We start from the raw sequence: 19163 nt of genomic DNA, 5'->3' as shown, positions 1-19163 counted from the left end.
CTAGACCCATGAAAGATTTTCAGACGCTCATCGCCACGCACGACGGCATCGCCCTCGCGGCGCTCGTCCGTGCAAAAGAAGTACGGCCGACCGAATTGCTGGACGCCGTGCTTGCCAGTCTCGATACGCTCGACCCCGCGCTGAATGCCGTGGCGGAACGACTCGACGACCCGGCGAGACAGGCCGCGTCGTCCGTCACCGGGCACGAAAGCGTGCTCGCCGGCGTCCCGACGCTGATCAAGGACCTGTTCATGCCCGTGCGCGGCGCGCGGATGTCGAACGGATCGTTTTTGTTCGGCGACTACCGGCCGGACTTCGACGGCGAACTCGTGGCCCGTCTGCGGCGGGCCGGCATACCGATCGCGGGAACCTCGTTGTCGCCGGAACTGGGCACGTCGTATTGCACGTCGTCGGCGCGTTTCGGCGTCACGCGCAATCCGTGGCATCCGCACGTGAGCGCCGGCGGTTCGAGCGGCGCCGCGGCGGCGCTCGTCGCCGCCCGCGTGCTGCCGTTCGCGCACGGCAACGACGGCGGCGGCTCGCTGCGGGTGCCCGCGTCCTGCTGCGGCGTATTCGGGCTGAAGCCGACGCGCGGCCGAACGCCGAATGGCCCGATGATCGGCGAGGGATGGGCCGGCATGGGCATCAATCACGCGATCACGCGCTCGGTCCGCGACAGCGCCGCGCTACTGGACCTGACCGCCGGCGCCGATATCGGCGCGCCCTATGCGTCGCCGCACCAGGCCGACACGTTTCTCGCGGCCACGCAGCGCGATCCGCGGCCGCTGAGAATCGCCGTGATCGAGCAGGCGCCGCCGTGGCCGCTTCATCCGGCATGCCGGGCCGCACTGGACCATACCGTCGCGTTGCTGCGCTCGCTCGGACATGACGTCGAACCGCTCGACAGTCCCGTCGAGTCGGCCGCATTCTATGGCCACGTGTTCACGATCATCGGCGCGCAAACGCGCGCGCTGCTCGACACGATCGGCGCTCAGCGAAACGCGCCGGTACGCGGCGACGAAATCGAGGCGCGCACCCGCATCATCCTGCGCGAAAAGGGCAACGTGAGCGGCGCCGAATACGCAAGCGCGGTCGACTGGATCCATGCGTTGGGCAGGACGTTCGGCCGGTTGATGGAACGCTACGACGTGTTGCTGACGCCGACGCTCGCGATGCCGCCGCTCGCGCCAGCCGCCCTCGCGACGGTGGACGACGCGCAATCGCTGAGCGACGTCATCGATCGGTCGCATCGGTTTTCGCCGTTCACCGCGTGGTTCAACGCGACCGGCCAGCCCGCGATGTCGGTGCCGCTTTATTGGGACGAACAAGGTTTGCCGATCGGCAGCCAGTTCGCGGGGGCATTCGGCGCGGAGTCGCTGCTGTTCTCGCTCGCCGCTCAGCTCGAACGCGCCGCGCCGTGGGCCGATCGAGCCCCGCCGGTGTGCGTCGGGCTGTCGGGCGCGTGACCGGCTCGGTGGCGAGCGACAGGTGCGCGGCAGCCGGGTTTGAGCCTCGCGTGCGACGATCATCGGTGGTCGAAGCAGCCGGTGTGCCAGCCGCGGCCGAGCGTAGCGTCGCGCGAACGCGCTACCGCCCCACCGGCGGCGGCGGCCGTGCCGGAATCCGTGCCAGGGCGGGCTCGACTGATCCGGATGAATCCGGGCCGCCCGCGAGGGCGGCCATCGCCGTGCCCGGCGACATACACACGTTGACATCGGAATCGATCGGTCCATATAATGAATCAAACTTCAGACACCGCATCGTTTGCGAAACCGATCAATGGCAAATCCCGCTGGCGTGGGCCGTCCCCGCGAATTCGAACTTGGCGATGCCGCGCGCGACGCGATGGACGTTTTCTGGGATCGCGGCTATGAAGGCGCGTCCCTGCCCGACCTGATCGCCGGCACCGGCCTGTCGCGCGGCAGCCTGTACAAGGCGTTCGGCGACAAGAAGGCGCTGCTGCTGGCGGCGCTCGATCTGTATATGGCCGACGGGCTCAAGGCGACCGCGGACATCCTGTCGCAACCGGGCCCCGTGAAGAATGCGATTCGCGACTCGCTGCTGCGCTATGCGCGGCTCTCCGTCGGCGAGGCAGGCCGGCGGGGATGTCTCGCCGTCGCGATGACCACCGAACTGGCCGCGCGCGACGCCGATGTCGCGGAACGCACGGGGCGCCTGTTCCGGCGCCTGCAGCAACTCTATGCGGGCGCGATCGTCCGTGGCCAGGCGAGCGGCGAGATCCCCGAGCAGGACGAACAGGTGCTGGCACGTTTGCTCGTCTGCCAGATCGAGGGCATGCGCGTGCTGGGGAAAACCGGCGTGGCCGAAAGCGACATGCTCGCGCTGGTCGACCGCACGATGCGCATCCTCGACTGATATTTTTTTACCCAATTTGGAATCGATTGGTTCCGTATGGAGAGCCGCCCATGTCACGGAATGACCCCGTATCACCCGACCCGCGTCGCTGGGCCATGTTTTCGGTTCTGCTCGTCGGCGCGTTCCTGCCGCCGCTGGATTTCTTCATCGTCAACGTCGCGCTGCCGTCGATTCGCGCGGAACTGGGCGCCTCGTCGTCGGCCGAGCAACTCGTCATTTCGTCGTATGCGGGCCTGTACGCGGTGACGCTGATCACCGGCGGGCGATTGGGCGACCTGTTCGGCCGCGGCCGCGTGTTTTTTCTCGGGTTGATCGGCTTTGCGATCGCCTCGACGCTGTGCGGTCTCGCGAATTCGCCGTGGACGCTCATCGTCGGTCGCGCGTTGCAGGGCGTGACGGCCGCGATCATGGCGCCGCAAGCGCTCGCCTCGATCCAGGCGATCTTCCCCGAATCGGAAAAGCCGCTCGCGCTCAGCTTGTACGGCGCGGTGTTCGGCCTCGCCGCCGTGGTCGGGCAGGCGCTCGGCGGGATTCTGATCTCGCTGAATCTGTTGAATCTGGGTTGGCGCACGATCTTCCTCGTCAACCTGCCGCTGGCGATTCTGGTCGTCCTGTTCGGGATTCCGCTGTTGAAGGAAACGCGTGCGCAGCATGCGCGCAAGCTCGACCTCGGCGGCACCGCGCTGTCGATGCTGACGCTGGGCGCGCTGATCGTGCCGCTGATCGAGGGGCGCGAAGCAGGCTGGCCCGTATGGGCATGGGCGTCGCTGCTCGCGGTGCCGGCCCTCGCGTGGTGCTTCTGGCGCTACGAGCGCCGGCTGGGCAGCCGCGGCGGCGCACCGCTGCTCGACCCGGCCGCGCTGCGCGCACCGGGGTTGGGCCGCGCGTTGCTGATCGCGCTGGTGCTGTATTCGATCGGCGCGTTCTTCCTGCTGTTCTCGGTGTACCTGCAGAATGCGTTGCACGTCGACGCGCTGAGCGCGGGCCTCGTGTTCTTGCCGTTCGGCGTGGGGTTCCTGCTCGGCCCGTTGTCGACGCCTTTCTGTGCACGTGTCATCGGCGCTTACGTCAATCCGTTCGGCATCAGCCTGGAGATCGTCGGGCTCGTCGGCCTCGCAGGGTTGATCGATGCCACGCCGGTCGGGATGCCGCTCGCTGCCGCGCCGCTCGCCGCCGCTCTCTTCGTCATCGGTTTCGGACAGGGCCTCGCGCTTCCGACGCTGATGCGCATGGTAACCGGGCGCGTTGCACCGGCGCTGTCCGGCATGATCGCCGGCATCGCCAGTTCGACGCTGCAGGTCAGCACGTCGCTCAGCGTGGCGATCATCGGCGGCATTTTTTATGCGACGCTCGGCACGCACCAGGATCCGGCGTCCATCGCGCACGCGTTCATCGTCGCACTCCTGTCGATCTCGTTTTTCCTCGCTGTCGGCGCCGCGCTGGGCATCTCGCTCGCACGCGCGCCCGCCGCGCACACGTCGATGCGGGCTGCTCCCCGGCCGGCATTCAGCGCCGAACGCGAACGGCCGTAGTCGCCCGTCGTCGCACGTATCGGCACTCATCGCTGTGGCAGTCCGACCTGGAGGTTCCGCATGTATTTCGTCGTTTCCTATCGCCGAGCCGCGGGCACGCGGTTCGATTCACGTTACTACGTCGAGCAACACATTCCACTCGTGGAAAAATCCTGGAAACCGTACGGGCTCGAATACGTCGACGCTTTCTTTCCGGCACGTGAGGATAGCGAACTGATCGTCGTGGCGATCTGCCGCTTCACGGATCGAGCCGCGCTGGACGCCGCGTTCGCATCCGCGCGGACGGCAGACGTCATGGCCGACATCGATGCGTTCACCGACATCGAACCCGATCGGCACATCGCGGACGTGTTCTCGCCGGTGCCGTAACGGCGATCGCGCGCTTCCGTGCATCGGTTCTGCCGGCACCATCGGTCACTTGTCCGATAGCGCCGCGAACGACCGGGTGTCAGGATAGGCAACCGTCACGCGAATACACTGACCGGGAGGATGACTGCAATGTCGGTACGTCAGATCTTCATCGTCGAATTGGCGAGCGGCCTGCCCCGTGCATTCGGCGTGCTCGCCGTCGTGACTGGCCTGTTTCGGATCGGCATCGCGGTGCGTCGCGGAAAGCACGCGGGAGCGCCGTCGCGAACGATCTCATGCGGGGCGCGGACCGCGCTGGCCGGCGCGCTGCTTTCGTGCGAAGCCGTCGGTGCCGTCTACTTCGCGATCGCGGCGTTGGGGTACGGTTGGGCCGACACCGACGCAACGGCCACGACTCGGCGGAAACGGGTGAACGACTGGCCGACTTGAACAGCGCAACCGCCATTTTCGACACGCGGGATAAACCATCGGACGAGCGGGCTTCAAAGGCCGCACCGGCCGGGCCGTCTGTCCGCGCAAACACACGCAAGCGTCCGCATCGCGGATCGCGTCAGAGCAGCCCCAGCGTCGATGCCTTGAGGGTCGCCGCGGCGCGTGTCGAACATTCGAGCTTGCGAAACGCCTTCTCGACATGGGTGCGCACCGTGCTCGGACTCATCGCGAGCGCCTGCGCGACCTGCTTGTTGCTCGCGCCGCGGGAGATCGCCCGCAGGACGTCGATTTCCCGCGCGGACAGGCGCGGGCCGGCGGACGACGGGCGCGTGGTGGTACGCCGGAGCGCGGGCGCGCCGCCCGTCACGAGCGCGGCCACCACTTCGCCGCATAGCCGGCCGCACGCTGCGTCTTCCTGCAACTGGCCGGCGGCGGCCGCGTCGCTCAGCGCCGCGCGCCACGGACGCGCCGAGCGCAACGCGACCCACGCGAGCGACGCCGCCAGCACACGCGCTTCCAGCGTCAGCGTCGCATCGCGCGCGCCGCGAAAATAGCCCGAACCGTCCCGCCGCTCGTAGGCATAGGACGCAAGCACCGCGGCTTCGCCGAGCGCGCCGGTCTGCCTGCCGGCGCGCTCGGTCCAGTACGGCACGAGTCGCACCTTTTCCCAGGCGCTCGCGGGCAGCCGCGCCGGCAGATTCCACACGTCGTTCGGCACCGCGGCCCTGCCGATGCCATGAATCAGCCCGGCGCGGTACACGCGTTCGCGCGCGGCCTCGTCCGGCGAGAGACGGCCGTAACACGCGGCCGCCGTCGCGGCGACCGAACGCGAAAAACCCGTCATCCACGGCAGTTTCAGATCGATGACGTCTGCAATCAATTCGGCGGACGTCGCGCCCTGCATGTCCGGCGTGGCCAATGCGGCGTCCAGGTCGGCAGGCGCCATGTGCTCGAGCGCCGCCAGCCAGCGCGGTGCGTCGCGCGCAGCCGTCTCGACGAGCACGGCCGGATAGCGTGACCCCGCGCGTTGGCCGATCAATTCGAGGGCCCGTTCGATGCCGTACGTGCGGCTGAACACGTCGAGGTCGCCCGCCAGTGCGACGATCGACACGGCGGGCGGCACCTGTTCGCGCGCGAGCCGCGCAGGCAGCCCGTTGCCGTCCCAGGTTTCGAAAATGTGGCGCAGCGCGGTTTCCGTCGCGCTGGACAGACCGAGTATTCGCGCGACCTCGCCCGAGACTTCGCAATGAATCTGCGCGAGCGGGATCAGCGCGACACCCGCGCCGCCGATCGCTTCGGCCATGCCGGGCCGGCTTTCGAGCATTGCGGCGCGGATCGCGACGTCGTCGCCGAATACCTGCGCGAAGCCCGCCGCGTTCGCCGTGCAGCCCGACCAGCGCAACAGCGCCACCTCGCGAGCCGTGTCGCACACCGATGCGTCGAATCGCGCCGCGTGCGCGAGCTGTGCCGCCAGCCAACTGGTGCGCGGCGAATGGTCGGTCGGTTGGCCCATGCTGAGATCGCCGATGAAGGCCAGCGCGCGTACGGCGTCGACTATGCGCAGCGGGGCGTGATGGGCTTCGGCGTCGGGCATCGGGTGGGCGGAGACATTCGCGAGGGCGGGAAAACGATCATACGCGACGGTGCGGCGGCGTGCATGCGCTTGCGCCTCGGCGGCTCGCCGCAGCCAGCCCGGCGCGAGGTTCGCCCGTATCGGTGCAAACAACCGGCAGTGGACTTCACTATCGGACATCTGACCGATGGCGGCAGGCGCGGACGATTGCGATACTCGGCGCACTGGAGATCCGGTCGGCGCCGCATCTGCGTGGTGGAAACCCTGCATGCCGGCCGGAACGACGATTCAATGTACGAAGGAGTGCAAATGGCTGACCGCTACCCCGAATTTCATCCCCCTGCCGACGAACAATGGCTGAAACGGTACTACTTTTCCCGGGCGGTGTTCTCGCTGATCTGGGTCGCGCTGGCGTTTTCCGTCGGCCGGCAGAGCGCGGCCGGCGCGGCGGTCCTGCTGGTCGTTTATCCGGCCTGGGATGCGCTCGCCAATTTCGTCGACCTTTCGCGCAGCGGCGGGATGGCGGCAAACCGCACGCAGGCGGTCAACGTCGCGATCAGCGCTGTCACGACACTGGCGGTGTTTCCCGCGTTGAATGCGGGCATGCCCGCGGTACTCGCGGTGTTCGGCGTCTGGGCGATTCTCTCCGGCGTGCTGCAACTCGGCACCGGCGTGCGGCGCTGGAAGCTTGCCGGCGCACAGTGGGTGATGATCCTGAGCGGCGCACAATCGGCGCTGGCCGGGTTGTTCTTCATTGTCCAAAGCCATGCGGCGATGCCGCCCGCGATCGTGAAGATCGCGGGATACGCGGGAGTCGGTGCGCTTTATTTTCTGATATCCGCGATTTGGTTACAGGTGCGGGGGATGCGGCGCAGTGTGTCGTGAGCCGGCGGTCGGAAGGAAGATGTCGTTCCACAGGTCGGCATCGCTGTGCCTGCGGTCAAGGCCACGCGTTGTGGAAAGCATGAGGTCGGGCAGATGGCCGCAGTGGTGAAAACAAGCGGCAGAGAACGGCAGTTGTGGCGCGACGCGAGCGGGTCTGAACGACGTGACCCGCTGCTGGCGTCCATTCGGCAACGCCTGGCAGCTATTCGCTAAGTGCCAGAAACCCCGGACATTCAGCCATGCTCTGCACACTACGCCTAAGAAGGCGCACCGTATCTTCAGCGCTAAAGGCGGCAACCTCGCCGACCCTTTCCCCTTCGGGGGCAAACAATACGGCCCAAACACGGAGTTGACGTAGCAACGTGATCAAGCCGAGTTCGAGCGGGACAAATGCCGCGTCGTCGTGGTGTGCTTTGCTCCAAAATGCGTAACTGCTCAAGGCCGCACCGGTCATCCACGCGTACTCCAGCCTTGCAGACCTTTCATTTGCAGGCAACTGGCTCCGAATAAAGTCGGTGACCGGATAAATCTGGAATTCGACACCGTCGAGGCCAGGAAACGCATAGCGATCAGGCGCGTCAACCTCCACGACCTCATCGCCCCAGGTTCTTGTCTCAGGAGGCAACCGTCGCAGCGTCGATTCCCGCTCGCTTTTATGAAGAACAATACCTAGATTTGCATTCATGACGTAAGGCTTGACCGACGGGGTCGGCTGTAGCCACCCCACAAGGGACGCTCGACTTTACCGGAGCGGCCATATAACTACGAGCAACATGGCCCATGTTGATAGCCACTCTGCCAATCGTACTTTACGACGAAGGGCGAATTCGAAGACCGGCCCAATCAAGCCGAAGGAAGCCCATCGAGATCGCGGGACCGTCTATTGGGAGAATGCAATATTCCGTACCACCCGGTGCGTAACCCAACTTACTCCAGTTTAGCGAGACCAGTTTTCCCCATGAGAAGCATGTAGTGCGCACAGCTTCTCGTAGTTTTGTCTTGCCAAGACCGGAAGAGTCGGCTTTGGCTAGAAGGTGTTCAACGACTTCGTTTTCGACGAAGATATGCGGCAAGAGGATCTCTACTACGTGAGGGCCTTTCTCGGCAAACCGCCCCGTCACCCCAATGACTTTGGCCGAAGTCTCACCTTGGATGACTGCAATTTCCTGCCGTATATGGCTCCAATCCTCGTTCATCCAATCGTAGTCGCCGTTACTCGGTGCGCTGATCAGCGCAGCACCGAAATCTAGCGTGAGTAGTCCGAGCGCGATGGAATACATGGAGGCGTGGAATTTGCACCATACGAGGTTGCTAGGCAACAATTGTCGGCGATTTCGGCTACGAAGTCGAACGGTCCGTAATGGCCGAACAGCGCCCCGAGCCGCCAGTGCATCGTCATCGCGACCACAGCTGTCGGGCAAAACCCACGCTGAATTCCGCTCTATATCGCTGTTCGCTGATTGTCGTGAGCGAGTCGCGCGGAGAATTCTGGCGTCTTGCCAAAGAAATATCGCACGATAAAGTCAATTGCGGCATCTTCGTCTGCGAACTGCCTGACGAAGTCGCCTGGTCCTGGGCCAGGCGTCCAATCCCAAACTGATACGTGCCAACGATCAGACGCATACCAGACCGTTGGAACGGGAGCGTCGGTATCATTGAGCATATGTCCATTTTTATAAGCGTTACTAAGACTGGCAAGCGAGTTCCCCTGGACACTAGTGGGTTTCATAATGAGATAACCCGAAGGATACGCACGATGATCCGGCGCGAAGAACGGTTCGCCGGGCAATTGCAGCCCCAGATCACGCAGCCTGTTGATGGAATCGCTTGAAAGTAGCATTGAAGTAGTCAATAAGAAACGTGGTGCCGATCGAAGCAGACTTCATTGTCAACGATTGGGGCGACTACGTCGACTGACCGCTCATGACTGCGGATTCAACCCGTCGGCGCTACGCACTTGGCATCAGCGCACGTGCGTTGACCATAGGGCTTCAAACTCGTCTGCGGAAATCATGGTGCCAGCGAATTCGGGATCCGCATTGATCTCTGAGAGCAACGGAACGGGAACCAAGCCGAGCGCAGTCCCACACGTCGCATGGCCGGCGCACGCATAGCCGACCTGCCCATCCCTAAAAAACTCGAGCTTTCGGGTTTCCATGCGATGTTCGTCCAGCTCCGAGACGAGACGCGTGGGTTCCGCTTCAAAATGATGGCGCCATCGAACATCAACGAATTCGAATTGCATGAGTTCACAGCCCTTTCGTTCGCGCGTGGTGGACGTCAAATTATTAACGAAGTGCATCGCACATGTCGACCGACCGTTCGTGGTCGATTGCCGACCGATGTAGCGAGTTGTTGCGGCCTCCGTCGGTTCTCCACGAAACCTCATCGAACACGCTCGGGACCTGCCGGGAAATTTTTCGGCCACTGGTCGCTCGGCATGGCCCAAATCAATCTGAGCTAGCTCCGATGAAGATGGTGGCTTCGGAAGCAGCCCGGAACAAGAATGCAAAGTCCCAGAAAACCGGATAGAAGGGGTGCCCCTCTTTTAGCGTGAACGCCTCAACCTTTATCGCGTGCGATATTGTGAGCCGTAAGTCGGATACAAGCTTCTCGAGCATCCCCATCAAAACATCCGATTCGAGCGTTTCTTTCGACGGTCCAGCAGCATCGTCCCCGGCGTAAAGGAGACAGCATTTCACCATCTCAATAACTGAGTCAGAACTTACCTCCGCAAAATCGATCGCAATCGCTCCGCCTCCAAGAGCCGTTGAGACTATCTCCGTAGATTGAAGCGGTTCAGCAAGCACAACGGCGTAGGCCTTGAGGAACACGCCGTAATTCAAGCTACCACCGCCCAACTCATCGGAAATATCATCGAGCAGTAACTGATCAATAGTCATTCTGTAGTATCTCGGCCGGATTCATGAAGAGGCAGTAGGTCACCGGAATAGTCCCGGACCCGATTGTCGACGATCCAGTCTGCAATGTCGAATGTCCGAAAATGCCGAATTCGGCCGACCACGGCGCAGCGACGCGCAGTCCTTGCAGGACGAGCGTAATCGATCATCAGTCGACCGATTACTATCGGCGGGTACTACGAAACATGACAACCCCATGGAGACCGACCTCGGCAAGGTCGATCTCCAGTTGCTTGGCCGATGCGACGTCCCTCACTGCGACCACTACCTCATGCCCGGCGAGACATTGATCGACCGCATGCTTTGCCTCCGCAAGACTTACGGGCGAATGTTGACGAATCAACCGTATCGCTTGAACCTTGTTCCCCCCGGCAGACCATCGCATGAGTCGAATCTGCGACTCTTCATAACCATTAGTGTCCCCGCATGCCCGGTAGGCGTGGATCGACTCGGCAATTGGCCTGTGATAGCTGATGGAGGTGGCTTGGCCATCAGCTCGACTGACAAATAATGGCGCATTCCCCGCCAGGCGATCTCTCATGTCGCCTGACTCAAGGAAGCGCGATGATTGATAGTAGAAGACCCAGCCAACATCGAACTCTTGAGTGTATTCGTCGATAACAACCGCGTCGCAGCCTTCCCCAACTGTCTTGGTGATGGCACGTTGGGCGACTTCCTTTGCTTGCTCGGCTGTGAGTTCCATCAGTCGTTAGTGTGGTGGAGTGTACGATCCGTCAGAGTTCGGCAGCGGGAAGCAGCCGCTCGGCGTTGGAGAGCACAAAGCGTGTAGACCTTTCGCGCTAGTGTGAACCAAATCACCGCGAGAAAAACCATGGACCGGTCGACGCCCCCCCCGGCTCGACCCACATCCCTACCGGCTCCGCAACGCCTGAGCCAGCGCATCCCCCGCAGCCAGAATATGCGCGGACAAAACCGCACACGCTGCGTCCACATCCCCCTCGCGTATCGCCCGAACGATGTCCCGATGCTCGTCGTTCGAGCGATCCTGCCACTCAAGTCGCTGCCACGTCGCATACAGATGCCGGGAGCTTGCCCGATGCATGTCGCCAATCGCGGCGATGAGCCGCGGCATCCCGCACCGCGCGGTCAATGCGCGATGAAACCTCAGATTCAGCGTGCCGAGCACGGCGATGCCATGCGCCGCCGACTCCTGATCGAGGATCGCATCGAGTTCCTCCAGCGCCCCTGCGTCGAGCGCGGGAATCGCCTCACGCAGCGCCAGCGCCTCGAAAGCAGCGCGCATCTTTGCCATTTCGATTACATCCGCCGGCTCGAGCGGCGCCGCCCGCACGCCTCGTCGCGGTTCCACCACGGCCAACCCCTGCGCTTCCAGCCGTCTGAACGCCTCGCGTACCGGCACATGGCTCGCGCCGAACTCTGCCGCGATGTGGTCCTGACGCAGCCACTCTCCCGGCGCGATGGCACCCGAAATGATGCGGTCCGCCAATGCGGCAGCGATCCGGTCGGCCAGCGAGCGATCCTCCTTGACTTCGAAATTCATCCCGACCACCATGCATATATTATCTATTAAATTGTAACAAAATCGGAGGCCCGATGCGCCACCACCGCCCTGCCCGTCTGCGGCACATCGCCGGAATCGGCGTCGATCGCATGGGTTCGATCGCCGATCATGCCGACGTCGACCTTCTGCGACTCGAAAATCTCGATACCGACATTCCGCCTACTGCGGAGGCACTCGCGTTCACCCGCGCGGCAATCCAGCGAGACTCGGCCAACTCCTATTTGCCATTCGTCGGTCAGGATCGGCTGCGCGCGAGCGCTGCCGCTCACGTGTCGGCGCTTTCGGGGCGGCACTTCACGGCCGACCAGGTGGTGGTGTCGGCGGGCGGTCTCTCCGGCATTCTGAACACGCTGCTCGCCACCGTCGAGACAGGCGACGAAGTCATCGTCACCGATCCGACGTACGCGGGTCTGCTGAATCGCGTCCGCCTGGCGGGCGGCGTGCCCCGGCAAGTACCGTTCGCCTTCACGCCGGGCGGCGAATGGAAGCTGGACCAGGCCGCGCTGCGCGCAGCGATCGGCCCGAAAACGCGAGCCATGCTGTTGATGTCTCCGTCGATGCCGTCAGGCGGTTTCTTCGATGCGTCCGACTGGCAACTGATCGCGAGCCTGTGTGTGCAGAACGATCTGCTGCTCATCCTCGACAGTGCGATGGAACGGCTGCTCTTCGATGGACGCACGGTGATCCATCCCGCAGGCCTGCCCGGCATGGCCGAGCGCACGGTCACGGTCGGCGCGGCGTCGAAAGAGCTGCGCATGATAGGCTGGCGGGTAGGCTGGATCGTCGCGCCGGAATGGCTGATTCCCGACCTCGTAGCCGTGTCGCTCGCCAATGTCGTGGTGCCGGTCGGCATTGCCCAGGAGGCCGCGGCGGTCGCGCTGGAACATTCCGCAGCCGATCTGCCTGGCTACGTGAGCGAACTCGAGAGGCGGCGCGACACGGTCGCCGCCGAACTGTCGGGGCTCCCGTTCGGCATGCCGGCGGGCGGCTGGTCGATGCTGCTGCGCGTCTCCGACTTCGGCCTGACCGGATCGCAGATGTCGGAGCGGTTGCTGAACCACGGTGTATGTGCAACGGCCATGACCGGATGGGGCGTTGCGCACGGCGACGCGTATGTCCGTTTCGTGTTCGCGAACGAACCGGTCGAGCGCTTGCGCACGCTCGGCGACAAGGTGCGCTTCGCACTGGAGGGCGCATGACGGCGCCCACGAGAACGCTGCGTAGTGCGCCGAGCGTCCCTGGCGGGAGGTATCACGGTTTCCGTTTGTAACGGTCGCACGAACTCACACGAGACACCGTCTTTTGCGAAAGTACCGCTCGTGACAATTCGCGTGGCGTGATGCATCCGGCGCCGGGGCGGCGCGATGTCCCCCTGGCCGGACGTCACATCGAGCGAACGCCCTACCGCCCGGCCGGCGGCTGCAGGATGTCGCGCGGGATCGCCGCAATCAGCACGCAACTGACCAGCAGGCAGGCGCCCAGCGCATAGGTACCGTTGTTGATGTTGCCGGTCATTTGCTTGGCGACGCCGGTGATCATCGAGCCCGTGAAGCCGGACAGGTTGCCCACCGAGTTAATCAGCGCAATGCCGGCGGCCGCGGCCGTGCCGGACAGGATCTGCCCCGGAAAGGTCCAGTAGATCGGCATCAGCGCGAGAATGCCGCAGGTGGCGATGGTCAGGAATACGATCGATAGCGCGACGTTCTGCGCGAACGCCGCGCTCAGGATCAGGAAGACGCCGCCGATCAGCGCGGGAATCGCCGCATGCAGGCGGCGTTCGCCGGTCTTGCGCGAGTGGGATGCGTTCCACACCATCGCGAAGATGGCCGTCAGATACGGAATGGCCGTCAGCACACCGATATGCAGTGGACTCTGCACGCCCGACGCGCGGATGATCGACGGCAGCCAGAAAGCCAGCCCGTAGAAGCCGGTATTGAACGTCAGCAGGATGAAGGTGAGCAGCCAGACGCGCGGGCTACGCAGCGCGGCGCCGATGCTGTGCGACTTGTGCACGGCCTCGGATTCGAGGTTGCGCGACAGCACCGCCTTTTCGTCAGCGGACAGCCACTTCGCCGACTGCGGGCCGTCGCCCAGGCAGGCCAGCACGATGAACGCCACCACGATCGACGGCAACCCTTCGAGCAGCAGCATCCATTGCCAGCCGCTCATGCCCGACAGGCCGTGCGTCTGCTCCATCAGCCAGCCGGACACCACGCTGCCCAGCGTCAGGCTCAGCGGGATCGCGACCAGGAAACCCGACATCGCCACGCTCTGGCGCCGCGCCGGGAACCAGTAGTTCATGTACAGGATGACGCCCGGGAAAAATCCCGCTTCGCACAGCCCCAGCAGGAAGCGCAGCGTGTAGAACATCGTGGTCGTCTGCACGTGGAAGAACTGCGCGAGCGGCACGATGAAGGCCATCGACGACGACACGATGCCCCACGTGATCATGATCCGCGCGATCCAGAAGCGTGCGCCGTAGCGGTGCAGCAGCAGATTGCTGGGCATCTCGAACAGGAAATAGCCCCAGAAGAAGATACTGGCGCCGAGCGCGTAGACGCCGTCGCTCAGGCTCAGGTCGTCGAGCATCTGCAGCTTCGCGAAACCCACGTTGACGCGGTCCAGGTAGGCCACGACGTAGCACAGCAGCAGCAACGGCAGGATGCGCCGCATGACCTTGCGGTAGAGGGCGTCTTCGGACGAGTCGGCCGCGGCCGGTGCGGCAGCGGCCTGCGTAAGGGATGGCATCGGTCTGTCTCCAGTTTGTGTAGGTCTTCTTCGTACCGGCGAGTGCGTTTGACGCATCGATGTTACCGATAACATTCCGTGGCAAAAAAAAGCCGACGAGGCGACGGGAGCGATCGGCAAGCTGATACCGGTAACAAATCTGAAGGTAGCATGTTGAGATACGCGCATACAAGTGCCGCCGAACGCGTGGTTTCCCTAGTACAGCACTTACCGCGACGAGCTCGCCGCGACCGTGTCTGCACGGTATGCCGCACCGGTATGATGTAGCCTTTCCAGCCTTCTCCCGACCGCGATTCCGATGCCCAGTCCTACCGCCGTCCGGCCCGCCGCGCCGCCCCGCATGTCTGACGTAGCACGCCTTGCCGGCGTATCGAAGATGACGGTGTCGCGCGTGCTCGCCGGCCACAGCGTGGCCGCGGAAACGCGCGCACGGGTCTGCGAGGCGATCGACCAGCTCGGCTACGTGGCCGACGCGGCCGCCGGTGCGCTGTCGTCGGGGCGGTCGGAATTCGTCGCGGTGCTGGTGCCGTCGCTGTCGAGCTCCAACTTCTCGGATACCGTGCGCGGCCTGACCGATGCGCTCGAGCCGCATGGCCTTCAGTTGCTGCTCGGCGACACCGACTACGACCTGGAACGCGAAGAGCGGCTGGTGCGCTCGATGCTGAGGCACCAGCCGCGCTGCATCGCGCTGACGGGGTCGCAGCACACCGATGCGACGCGCAAGGTATTGGAGCGCTCGGCGATTCCCGTGGTCGAGATGTGGGACCTGCCCACGCACCCGATCGACACCGCCGTAGGCTTCTCGAACGTGCGCGCCGCCCGTGCGATGGTGCGCCACCTGGCCGAGCGCGGGTACCGGCGCATCGGCTTTCTGGTCGGCGCCAGCGAACTGGATCGCCGCGGCCTCGACCGGCTCAAGGGATACCAGGCGGAGATCAAGGCGTTGGGGCTGGGCGAGCCGCGCGTCGTGCGGCTGGGCGAATCGCCGATCACGATGAGCCACGGCGGGCCCGCGATGGCGGCCCTGCTGGAGCGATGGCCGGATACCGATGCGGTGATGTGCGTGAGCGACATGTCGGCGTTCGGCGCGATCATGGAATGTCACCGGCGCGGGCTCGCCGTGCCGGCCGACATCGCCGTGGCCGGCTTCGGGAATTTCGAAGTGGCGACATGCTGCCACCCGACGATCACCACGGTGTCGGTCGACGCGTACGGCATCGGGCGGCGCACGGGCGAAGCGTTGCTGGCGGCGTTGCAGGCGCGCGACGGCGGCGCGCCGACCGAGTCGAAAAGGATCCGGATCGACTACACGATCATCCCGCGGGAAAGCGCCTGACCGGCCGACGGCCGGGCGCGTGCCGACACGCGGCATGCGCGGCTTCGCACCGATCCCCTGCCCCATACCTTCGCGACGCGCGCACGAAATCCCTTCCGCGACGCAAAAAACCCGTGCTAACATCCAGGCGATGTTACCGGTACCATCCGGCACGCAAAATCAACAAGGCCCTTCGGAGACAGCCTGCCATGTCACACCCCCCCCGCCGTCTGCGCAGCCAGGAATGGTTCGACGACCCCGCGCACGCAGACATGACCGCGCTCTATGTCGAGCGCTTCATGAACTACGGGTTGACGCGCGAGGAACTGCAGTCGGGCCGCCCTGTCATCGGTATCGCGCAAACAGGCAGCGATCTGGCGCCATGCAATCGTCACCACATCGAGCTCGCCGAGCGCACCAAGGCCGGCATTCGCGACGCGGGCGGCATTCCGATGGAGTTCCCCGTGCATCCGCTGGCCGAGCAAAGCCGCCGGCCCACCGCCGCGCTCGACCGCAACCTCGCCTACCTCGGGCTGGTGGAAGTCCTGCACGGCTTTCCGCTGGACGGTGTGGTGCTGACGACCGGCTGCGACAAGACTACGCCGGCCTGCCTGATGGCGGCCGCCACCGTCGACCTGCCCGCCATCGTGCTGTCGGGCGGCCCGATGCTCGACGGCTGGCACGAGGGCAAGCGCGTCGGCTCCGGCACGGTGATCTGGCATGCGCGCAACCTGCTCGCGGCCGGCGAGATCGACTACGAAGGCTTCATGCAGCTGACCACGGCATCGTCGCCGTCGATCGGCCATTGCAACACCATGGGCACGGCGCTGTCGATGAACAGCCTCGCCGAGGCGCTGGGCATGTCGCTGCCGGGGTGTGCGAGCATTCCCGCGGCCTACCGCGAGCGCGGCCAGATGGCTTACGCGACCGGCAAGCGCGCGGTCGAACTCGTTCGCGAAGACCTGCGCCCGTCGAAGATCATGACGCGCGCGGCGTTCGAGAATGCGATCGTCGTCGCGTCCGCACTCGGCGCCTCGACCAATTGCCCGCCGCACCTGATCGCCATTGCGCGCCACATGGGCGTCGAACTGAGCCTGGACGACTGGCAGCGCTTCGGTGAAGCCGTGCCGCTGCTCGTCAACTGCATGCCGGCCGGCGAATACCTCGGCGAGAGCTTCCATCGCGCCGGCGGCGTGCCTGCCGTGCTGCGCCAGCTCGATGCGGCCGGCCTGCTGCGGCGCGACTGCCTGACCGTGTCGGGCCGCGCGGTCGGGGAAATCGCCGACACCGCGCAGGACGCCGACCGCGACGTGATCCGTACGCCCGACGCGCCGCTCAAGCACGGCGCCGGCTTCATGGTGCTGTCGGGCAACTTCTTCGACAGCGCGATCATGAAGATGTCGGTGGTGGGCGACGCGTTCCGCCGCACATACCTGGCCGAGCCGGGCGCGGAGAATACGTTCGAGGCGCGCGCGATCGTGTTCGACGGCCCGGAGGACTATCACGCCCGCATCAACGATCCCGCGCTGAACATCGACGAACGCTGCATCCTGGTGATCCGCGGCTGCGGCACGGTCGGCTACCCGGGCAGCTCGGAAGTCGTGAACATGGCGCCGCCCGCCGATCTGGTGAAGCGCGGCGTGACGTCGCTGCCGTGCATGGGCGACGGGCGCCAGAGCGGCACGTCGGCCAGCCCGTCGATCCTGAACATGTCGCCGGAAGCCGCGGTAGGCGGCGGCCTCGCGCTGCTGCGCACGAACGACCGTATTCGCGTGGACCTGAATCGCCGCAGCGTCGACGTGCTCGTCGACGAGGACGAACTCGCGCGCCGCCGCGAAACCGCAAGCTTCACCGTGCCGCAGGCGCAAACGCCGTGGCAGGAACTCTATCGCCGGTTCGTCGGCCAGTTGTCCACCGGCGGCTGCCTCGAACCGGCCACGCTGTACCTGAAGGTGATCGAGCAGCGCGGCAACCCGCGCCATTCGCACTGACCCCACCGCCCCCCAATCTTGCCGAGCTGATCATGCGTACTCCTTCCGTTTCCGACTGCCTGCCGCACGACCTCGCCCAAGCGCTGCTGATCGGCCGCGTCTGGCGGGATGACGGCGCCCACGCGGGCCCGAGCGTCGTCGCCGTACGCGGCGGCGAAGTGTTCGACATCACGCGCACCGCGCCGACCACCGCCGACCTGTTCGACCGCCCCGATGCCGTTGCCGTCGCGCGCACCGCCCCCGGCGAATCGCTCGGCCGCGTCGAGCCTCTGCTGCAGGCGGCGCTGGACGGCACGCCGGGCGCCACGCACCTGCTCGCGCCGTGCGACGTGCAGGCCGTCAAGGCGTGCGGCGTCACCTTTGCCGTGAGCCTGATCGAGCGCGTGATCGAGGAACAGGCCGGCGGCGATCCGGCCAAGGCGCGGGAGGTACGCGACACCATCGCGTCGACCATCGGCACCGATCTGTCGAGGATCGTGCCCGGCTCGGAAGCGGCGATGCGCCTGAAGGCGGAACTCGAGCGCCGCGGCGCGTGGTCGCAATACATGGAAGTCGGCATCGGCCCGGACGCCGAGGTGTTCTCCAAGGCACAGCCGATGTCCGCGGTGGGCTTCGGCGCGGACGTCGGGCTGCTGCCCGTGTCGGTGTGGAACAACCCGGAACCGGAGATCGTGCTGGCCGTGGCCAGCGACGGCAGGCCGGTGGGCGCGACGCTCGGCAACGACGTGAACCTGCGCGACATCGAAGGCCGCTCGGCGCTGCTGCTCGGCAAATGCAAGGACAACAACGGTTCATGCGCGATCGGCCCGTTCGTGCGGCTGTTCGACGATGGCTTCACGCTCGATGGCGTGCGGGAATGCAGCGTGTCGCTGCGCGTCGAAGGCGCGGACGACGGCTTCGTCCTCGACGGCATCAGCCACATGCGCGAGATCAGCCGCGACCCGGCCGACCTCGTCGCGCAGACCTGCGGCGCGCATCACCAGTATCCGGACGGCTTCATGCTGTTCCTCGGCACGATGTTCTCGCCGATCCAGGATCGCGACGCGCCTGGCGGCGGATTCACGCATCACCTGGGCGACCGTGTCACGATCTCCACGCCCGCGCTCGGCGCGCTCGTCAACACCGTGCGGCTTTGCACGGAGATCGCGCCGTGGACCTTCGGCGTGCGCGCGCTGTATGCGAATCTGGCCGCGCGCGGGCTGCTTGCCGAATGAAACCGGGAGACGCGACGACATGAAGCCCTTCGCGAACGACATCGACGGGCAGCAGGCGAGGCGGTATGACACGAGGGCGTTCGCGCCGGCACACACGTAGCCGGCCTTCACTGCGCGACCTGAACACTCGCCGAGCCGGAGCGGCCGCCGCGAGCGGCGCCGCCAGCTCATCCCGCAACCCCAGATTCTTTCCGGCGGCGATCCACGGCTTCGATCAGCGCGATTCGCCCCACCGGCGCCTCGTCGGCTGCGACAATACCGCGG

Annotated in this window: 18 protein-coding genes; 10 read left to right on the top strand and 8 right to left on the bottom strand. The window is 65.2% G+C overall.

Features of this window, described 5'->3' with window-relative positions; translation table 11 throughout:
- Window positions 1-8 precede the first annotated feature (8 nt).
- From QZM15_RS18180 to QZM15_RS18160, 5 genes are all read left to right on the top strand, one after another.
- Window positions 9-1466, top strand: a complete 1458-nt coding sequence (locus tag QZM15_RS18180) for an amidase (protein ID WP_059577893.1) — start codon at window positions 9-11, stop codon at window positions 1464-1466.
- Between the two features lie 313 nt (window positions 1467-1779).
- Complete coding sequence (locus QZM15_RS18175) at window positions 1780-2376, top strand: TetR/AcrR family transcriptional regulator (protein WP_104013406.1); 597 nt, start codon at window positions 1780-1782, stop codon at window positions 2374-2376.
- 50 nt (window positions 2377-2426) lie between these two features.
- Window positions 2427-3908: an MFS transporter gene (locus tag QZM15_RS18170; protein ID WP_059577887.1), complete on the top strand. Its 1482-nt coding sequence runs from the start codon at window positions 2427-2429 to the stop codon at window positions 3906-3908.
- A gap of 60 nt (window positions 3909-3968) precedes the next feature.
- Window positions 3969-4277, top strand: a complete 309-nt coding sequence (locus QZM15_RS18165) for an EthD family reductase (protein ID WP_059577884.1) — start codon at window positions 3969-3971, stop codon at window positions 4275-4277.
- A 129-nt stretch (window positions 4278-4406) separates the two neighbouring features.
- Complete coding sequence (locus QZM15_RS18160) at window positions 4407-4706, top strand: hypothetical protein (RefSeq protein WP_060967046.1); 300 nt, start codon at window positions 4407-4409, stop codon at window positions 4704-4706.
- A 121-nt stretch (window positions 4707-4827) separates the two neighbouring features.
- Here the strand turns inward: QZM15_RS18160 and QZM15_RS18155 are convergent, their stop codons facing one another.
- The gene (locus tag QZM15_RS18155) at window positions 4828-6303 is read right to left on the bottom strand and encodes an HD domain-containing phosphohydrolase (protein WP_302106957.1); all 1476 of its coding nucleotides are present in this window, start codon (window positions 6301-6303) and stop codon (window positions 4828-4830) included.
- Window positions 6304-6591: 288 nt separating this feature from the next.
- Between QZM15_RS18155 and QZM15_RS18150 the strand changes: the two genes are divergently transcribed.
- Window positions 6592-7167, top strand: a complete 576-nt coding sequence (locus tag QZM15_RS18150) for a DUF308 domain-containing protein (RefSeq protein ID WP_302106956.1) — start codon at window positions 6592-6594, stop codon at window positions 7165-7167.
- Window positions 7168-7369: 202 nt separating this feature from the next.
- Here QZM15_RS18150 and QZM15_RS18145 read toward each other — a convergent pair whose 3' ends face one another.
- The 6 genes from QZM15_RS18145 to QZM15_RS18120 all read right to left on the bottom strand — a co-directional run bounded on the left by QZM15_RS18145 (window position 7370) and on the right by QZM15_RS18120 (window position 11610).
- A complete protein-coding gene (locus QZM15_RS18145; RefSeq protein WP_302106955.1) occupies window positions 7370-7852 on the bottom strand; it encodes a hypothetical protein in 483 nt (160 codons plus the stop codon).
- Between the two features lie 124 nt (window positions 7853-7976).
- Window positions 7977-8447 (bottom strand): hypothetical protein, encoded by a 471-nt coding sequence (locus tag QZM15_RS18140; RefSeq protein WP_302106954.1) that lies wholly within the window; start codon window positions 8445-8447, stop codon window positions 7977-7979.
- A gap of 683 nt (window positions 8448-9130) precedes the next feature.
- On the bottom strand, window positions 9131-9412 hold the full coding sequence (locus QZM15_RS18135) for a hypothetical protein (protein WP_060310529.1): 282 nt from the start codon (window positions 9410-9412) through the stop codon (window positions 9131-9133).
- A 205-nt stretch (window positions 9413-9617) separates the two neighbouring features.
- Entirely contained in the window at window positions 9618-10070 is a 453-nt protein-coding gene (locus QZM15_RS18130) for a hypothetical protein (protein WP_302106953.1), read from the bottom strand.
- 181 nt (window positions 10071-10251) lie between these two features.
- Window positions 10252-10791 (bottom strand): YrhB domain-containing protein, encoded by a 540-nt coding sequence (locus tag QZM15_RS18125; RefSeq protein WP_302106952.1) that lies wholly within the window; start codon window positions 10789-10791, stop codon window positions 10252-10254.
- Window positions 10792-10959: 168 nt separating this feature from the next.
- A complete protein-coding gene (locus QZM15_RS18120) occupies window positions 10960-11610 on the bottom strand; it encodes a GntR family transcriptional regulator (RefSeq protein ID WP_302106951.1) in 651 nt (216 codons plus the stop codon).
- Between the two features lie 53 nt (window positions 11611-11663).
- On the opposite strand from QZM15_RS18120, the gene QZM15_RS18115 reads away from it, so the two are divergent.
- Window positions 11664-12830, top strand: a complete 1167-nt coding sequence (locus tag QZM15_RS18115; protein WP_226224287.1) for a pyridoxal phosphate-dependent aminotransferase — start codon at window positions 11664-11666, stop codon at window positions 12828-12830.
- A gap of 202 nt (window positions 12831-13032) precedes the next feature.
- On the opposite strand, the gene QZM15_RS18110 is transcribed toward QZM15_RS18115, so the two are convergent.
- The gene (locus QZM15_RS18110) at window positions 13033-14379 is read right to left on the bottom strand and encodes an MFS transporter (protein ID WP_060967053.1); all 1347 of its coding nucleotides are present in this window, start codon (window positions 14377-14379) and stop codon (window positions 13033-13035) included.
- 298 nt (window positions 14380-14677) lie between these two features.
- Between QZM15_RS18110 and QZM15_RS18105 the strand changes: the two genes are divergently transcribed.
- The 3 genes from QZM15_RS18105 to QZM15_RS18095 all read left to right on the top strand — a co-directional run bounded on the left by QZM15_RS18105 (window position 14678) and on the right by QZM15_RS18095 (window position 18899).
- Window positions 14678-15715 (top strand): LacI family DNA-binding transcriptional regulator, encoded by a 1038-nt coding sequence (locus tag QZM15_RS18105; RefSeq protein ID WP_302106950.1) that lies wholly within the window; start codon window positions 14678-14680, stop codon window positions 15713-15715.
- A 188-nt stretch (window positions 15716-15903) separates the two neighbouring features.
- Window positions 15904-17685 carry an IlvD/Edd family dehydratase gene (locus QZM15_RS18100; RefSeq protein WP_302106949.1) on the top strand — a complete coding sequence of 594 codons (1782 nt, stop codon included), beginning with the start codon at window positions 15904-15906 and terminating at the stop codon, window positions 17683-17685.
- 32 nt (window positions 17686-17717) lie between these two features.
- Window positions 17718-18899 carry a fumarylacetoacetate hydrolase family protein gene (locus QZM15_RS18095; RefSeq protein WP_226224282.1) on the top strand — a complete coding sequence of 394 codons (1182 nt, stop codon included), beginning with the start codon at window positions 17718-17720 and terminating at the stop codon, window positions 18897-18899.
- Window positions 18900-19163 lie beyond the last annotated feature (264 nt).

Origin of the sequence: Burkholderia sp. AU44665, assembly GCF_030504405.1 — a bacterium.
In the GTDB taxonomy this organism is placed as follows: domain Bacteria; phylum Pseudomonadota; class Gammaproteobacteria; order Burkholderiales; family Burkholderiaceae; genus Burkholderia; species Burkholderia semiarida.
The sequence above is the reverse complement of the archived record's forward strand: the minus strand, read 5'-3'. Positions and strand labels throughout refer to the sequence as shown.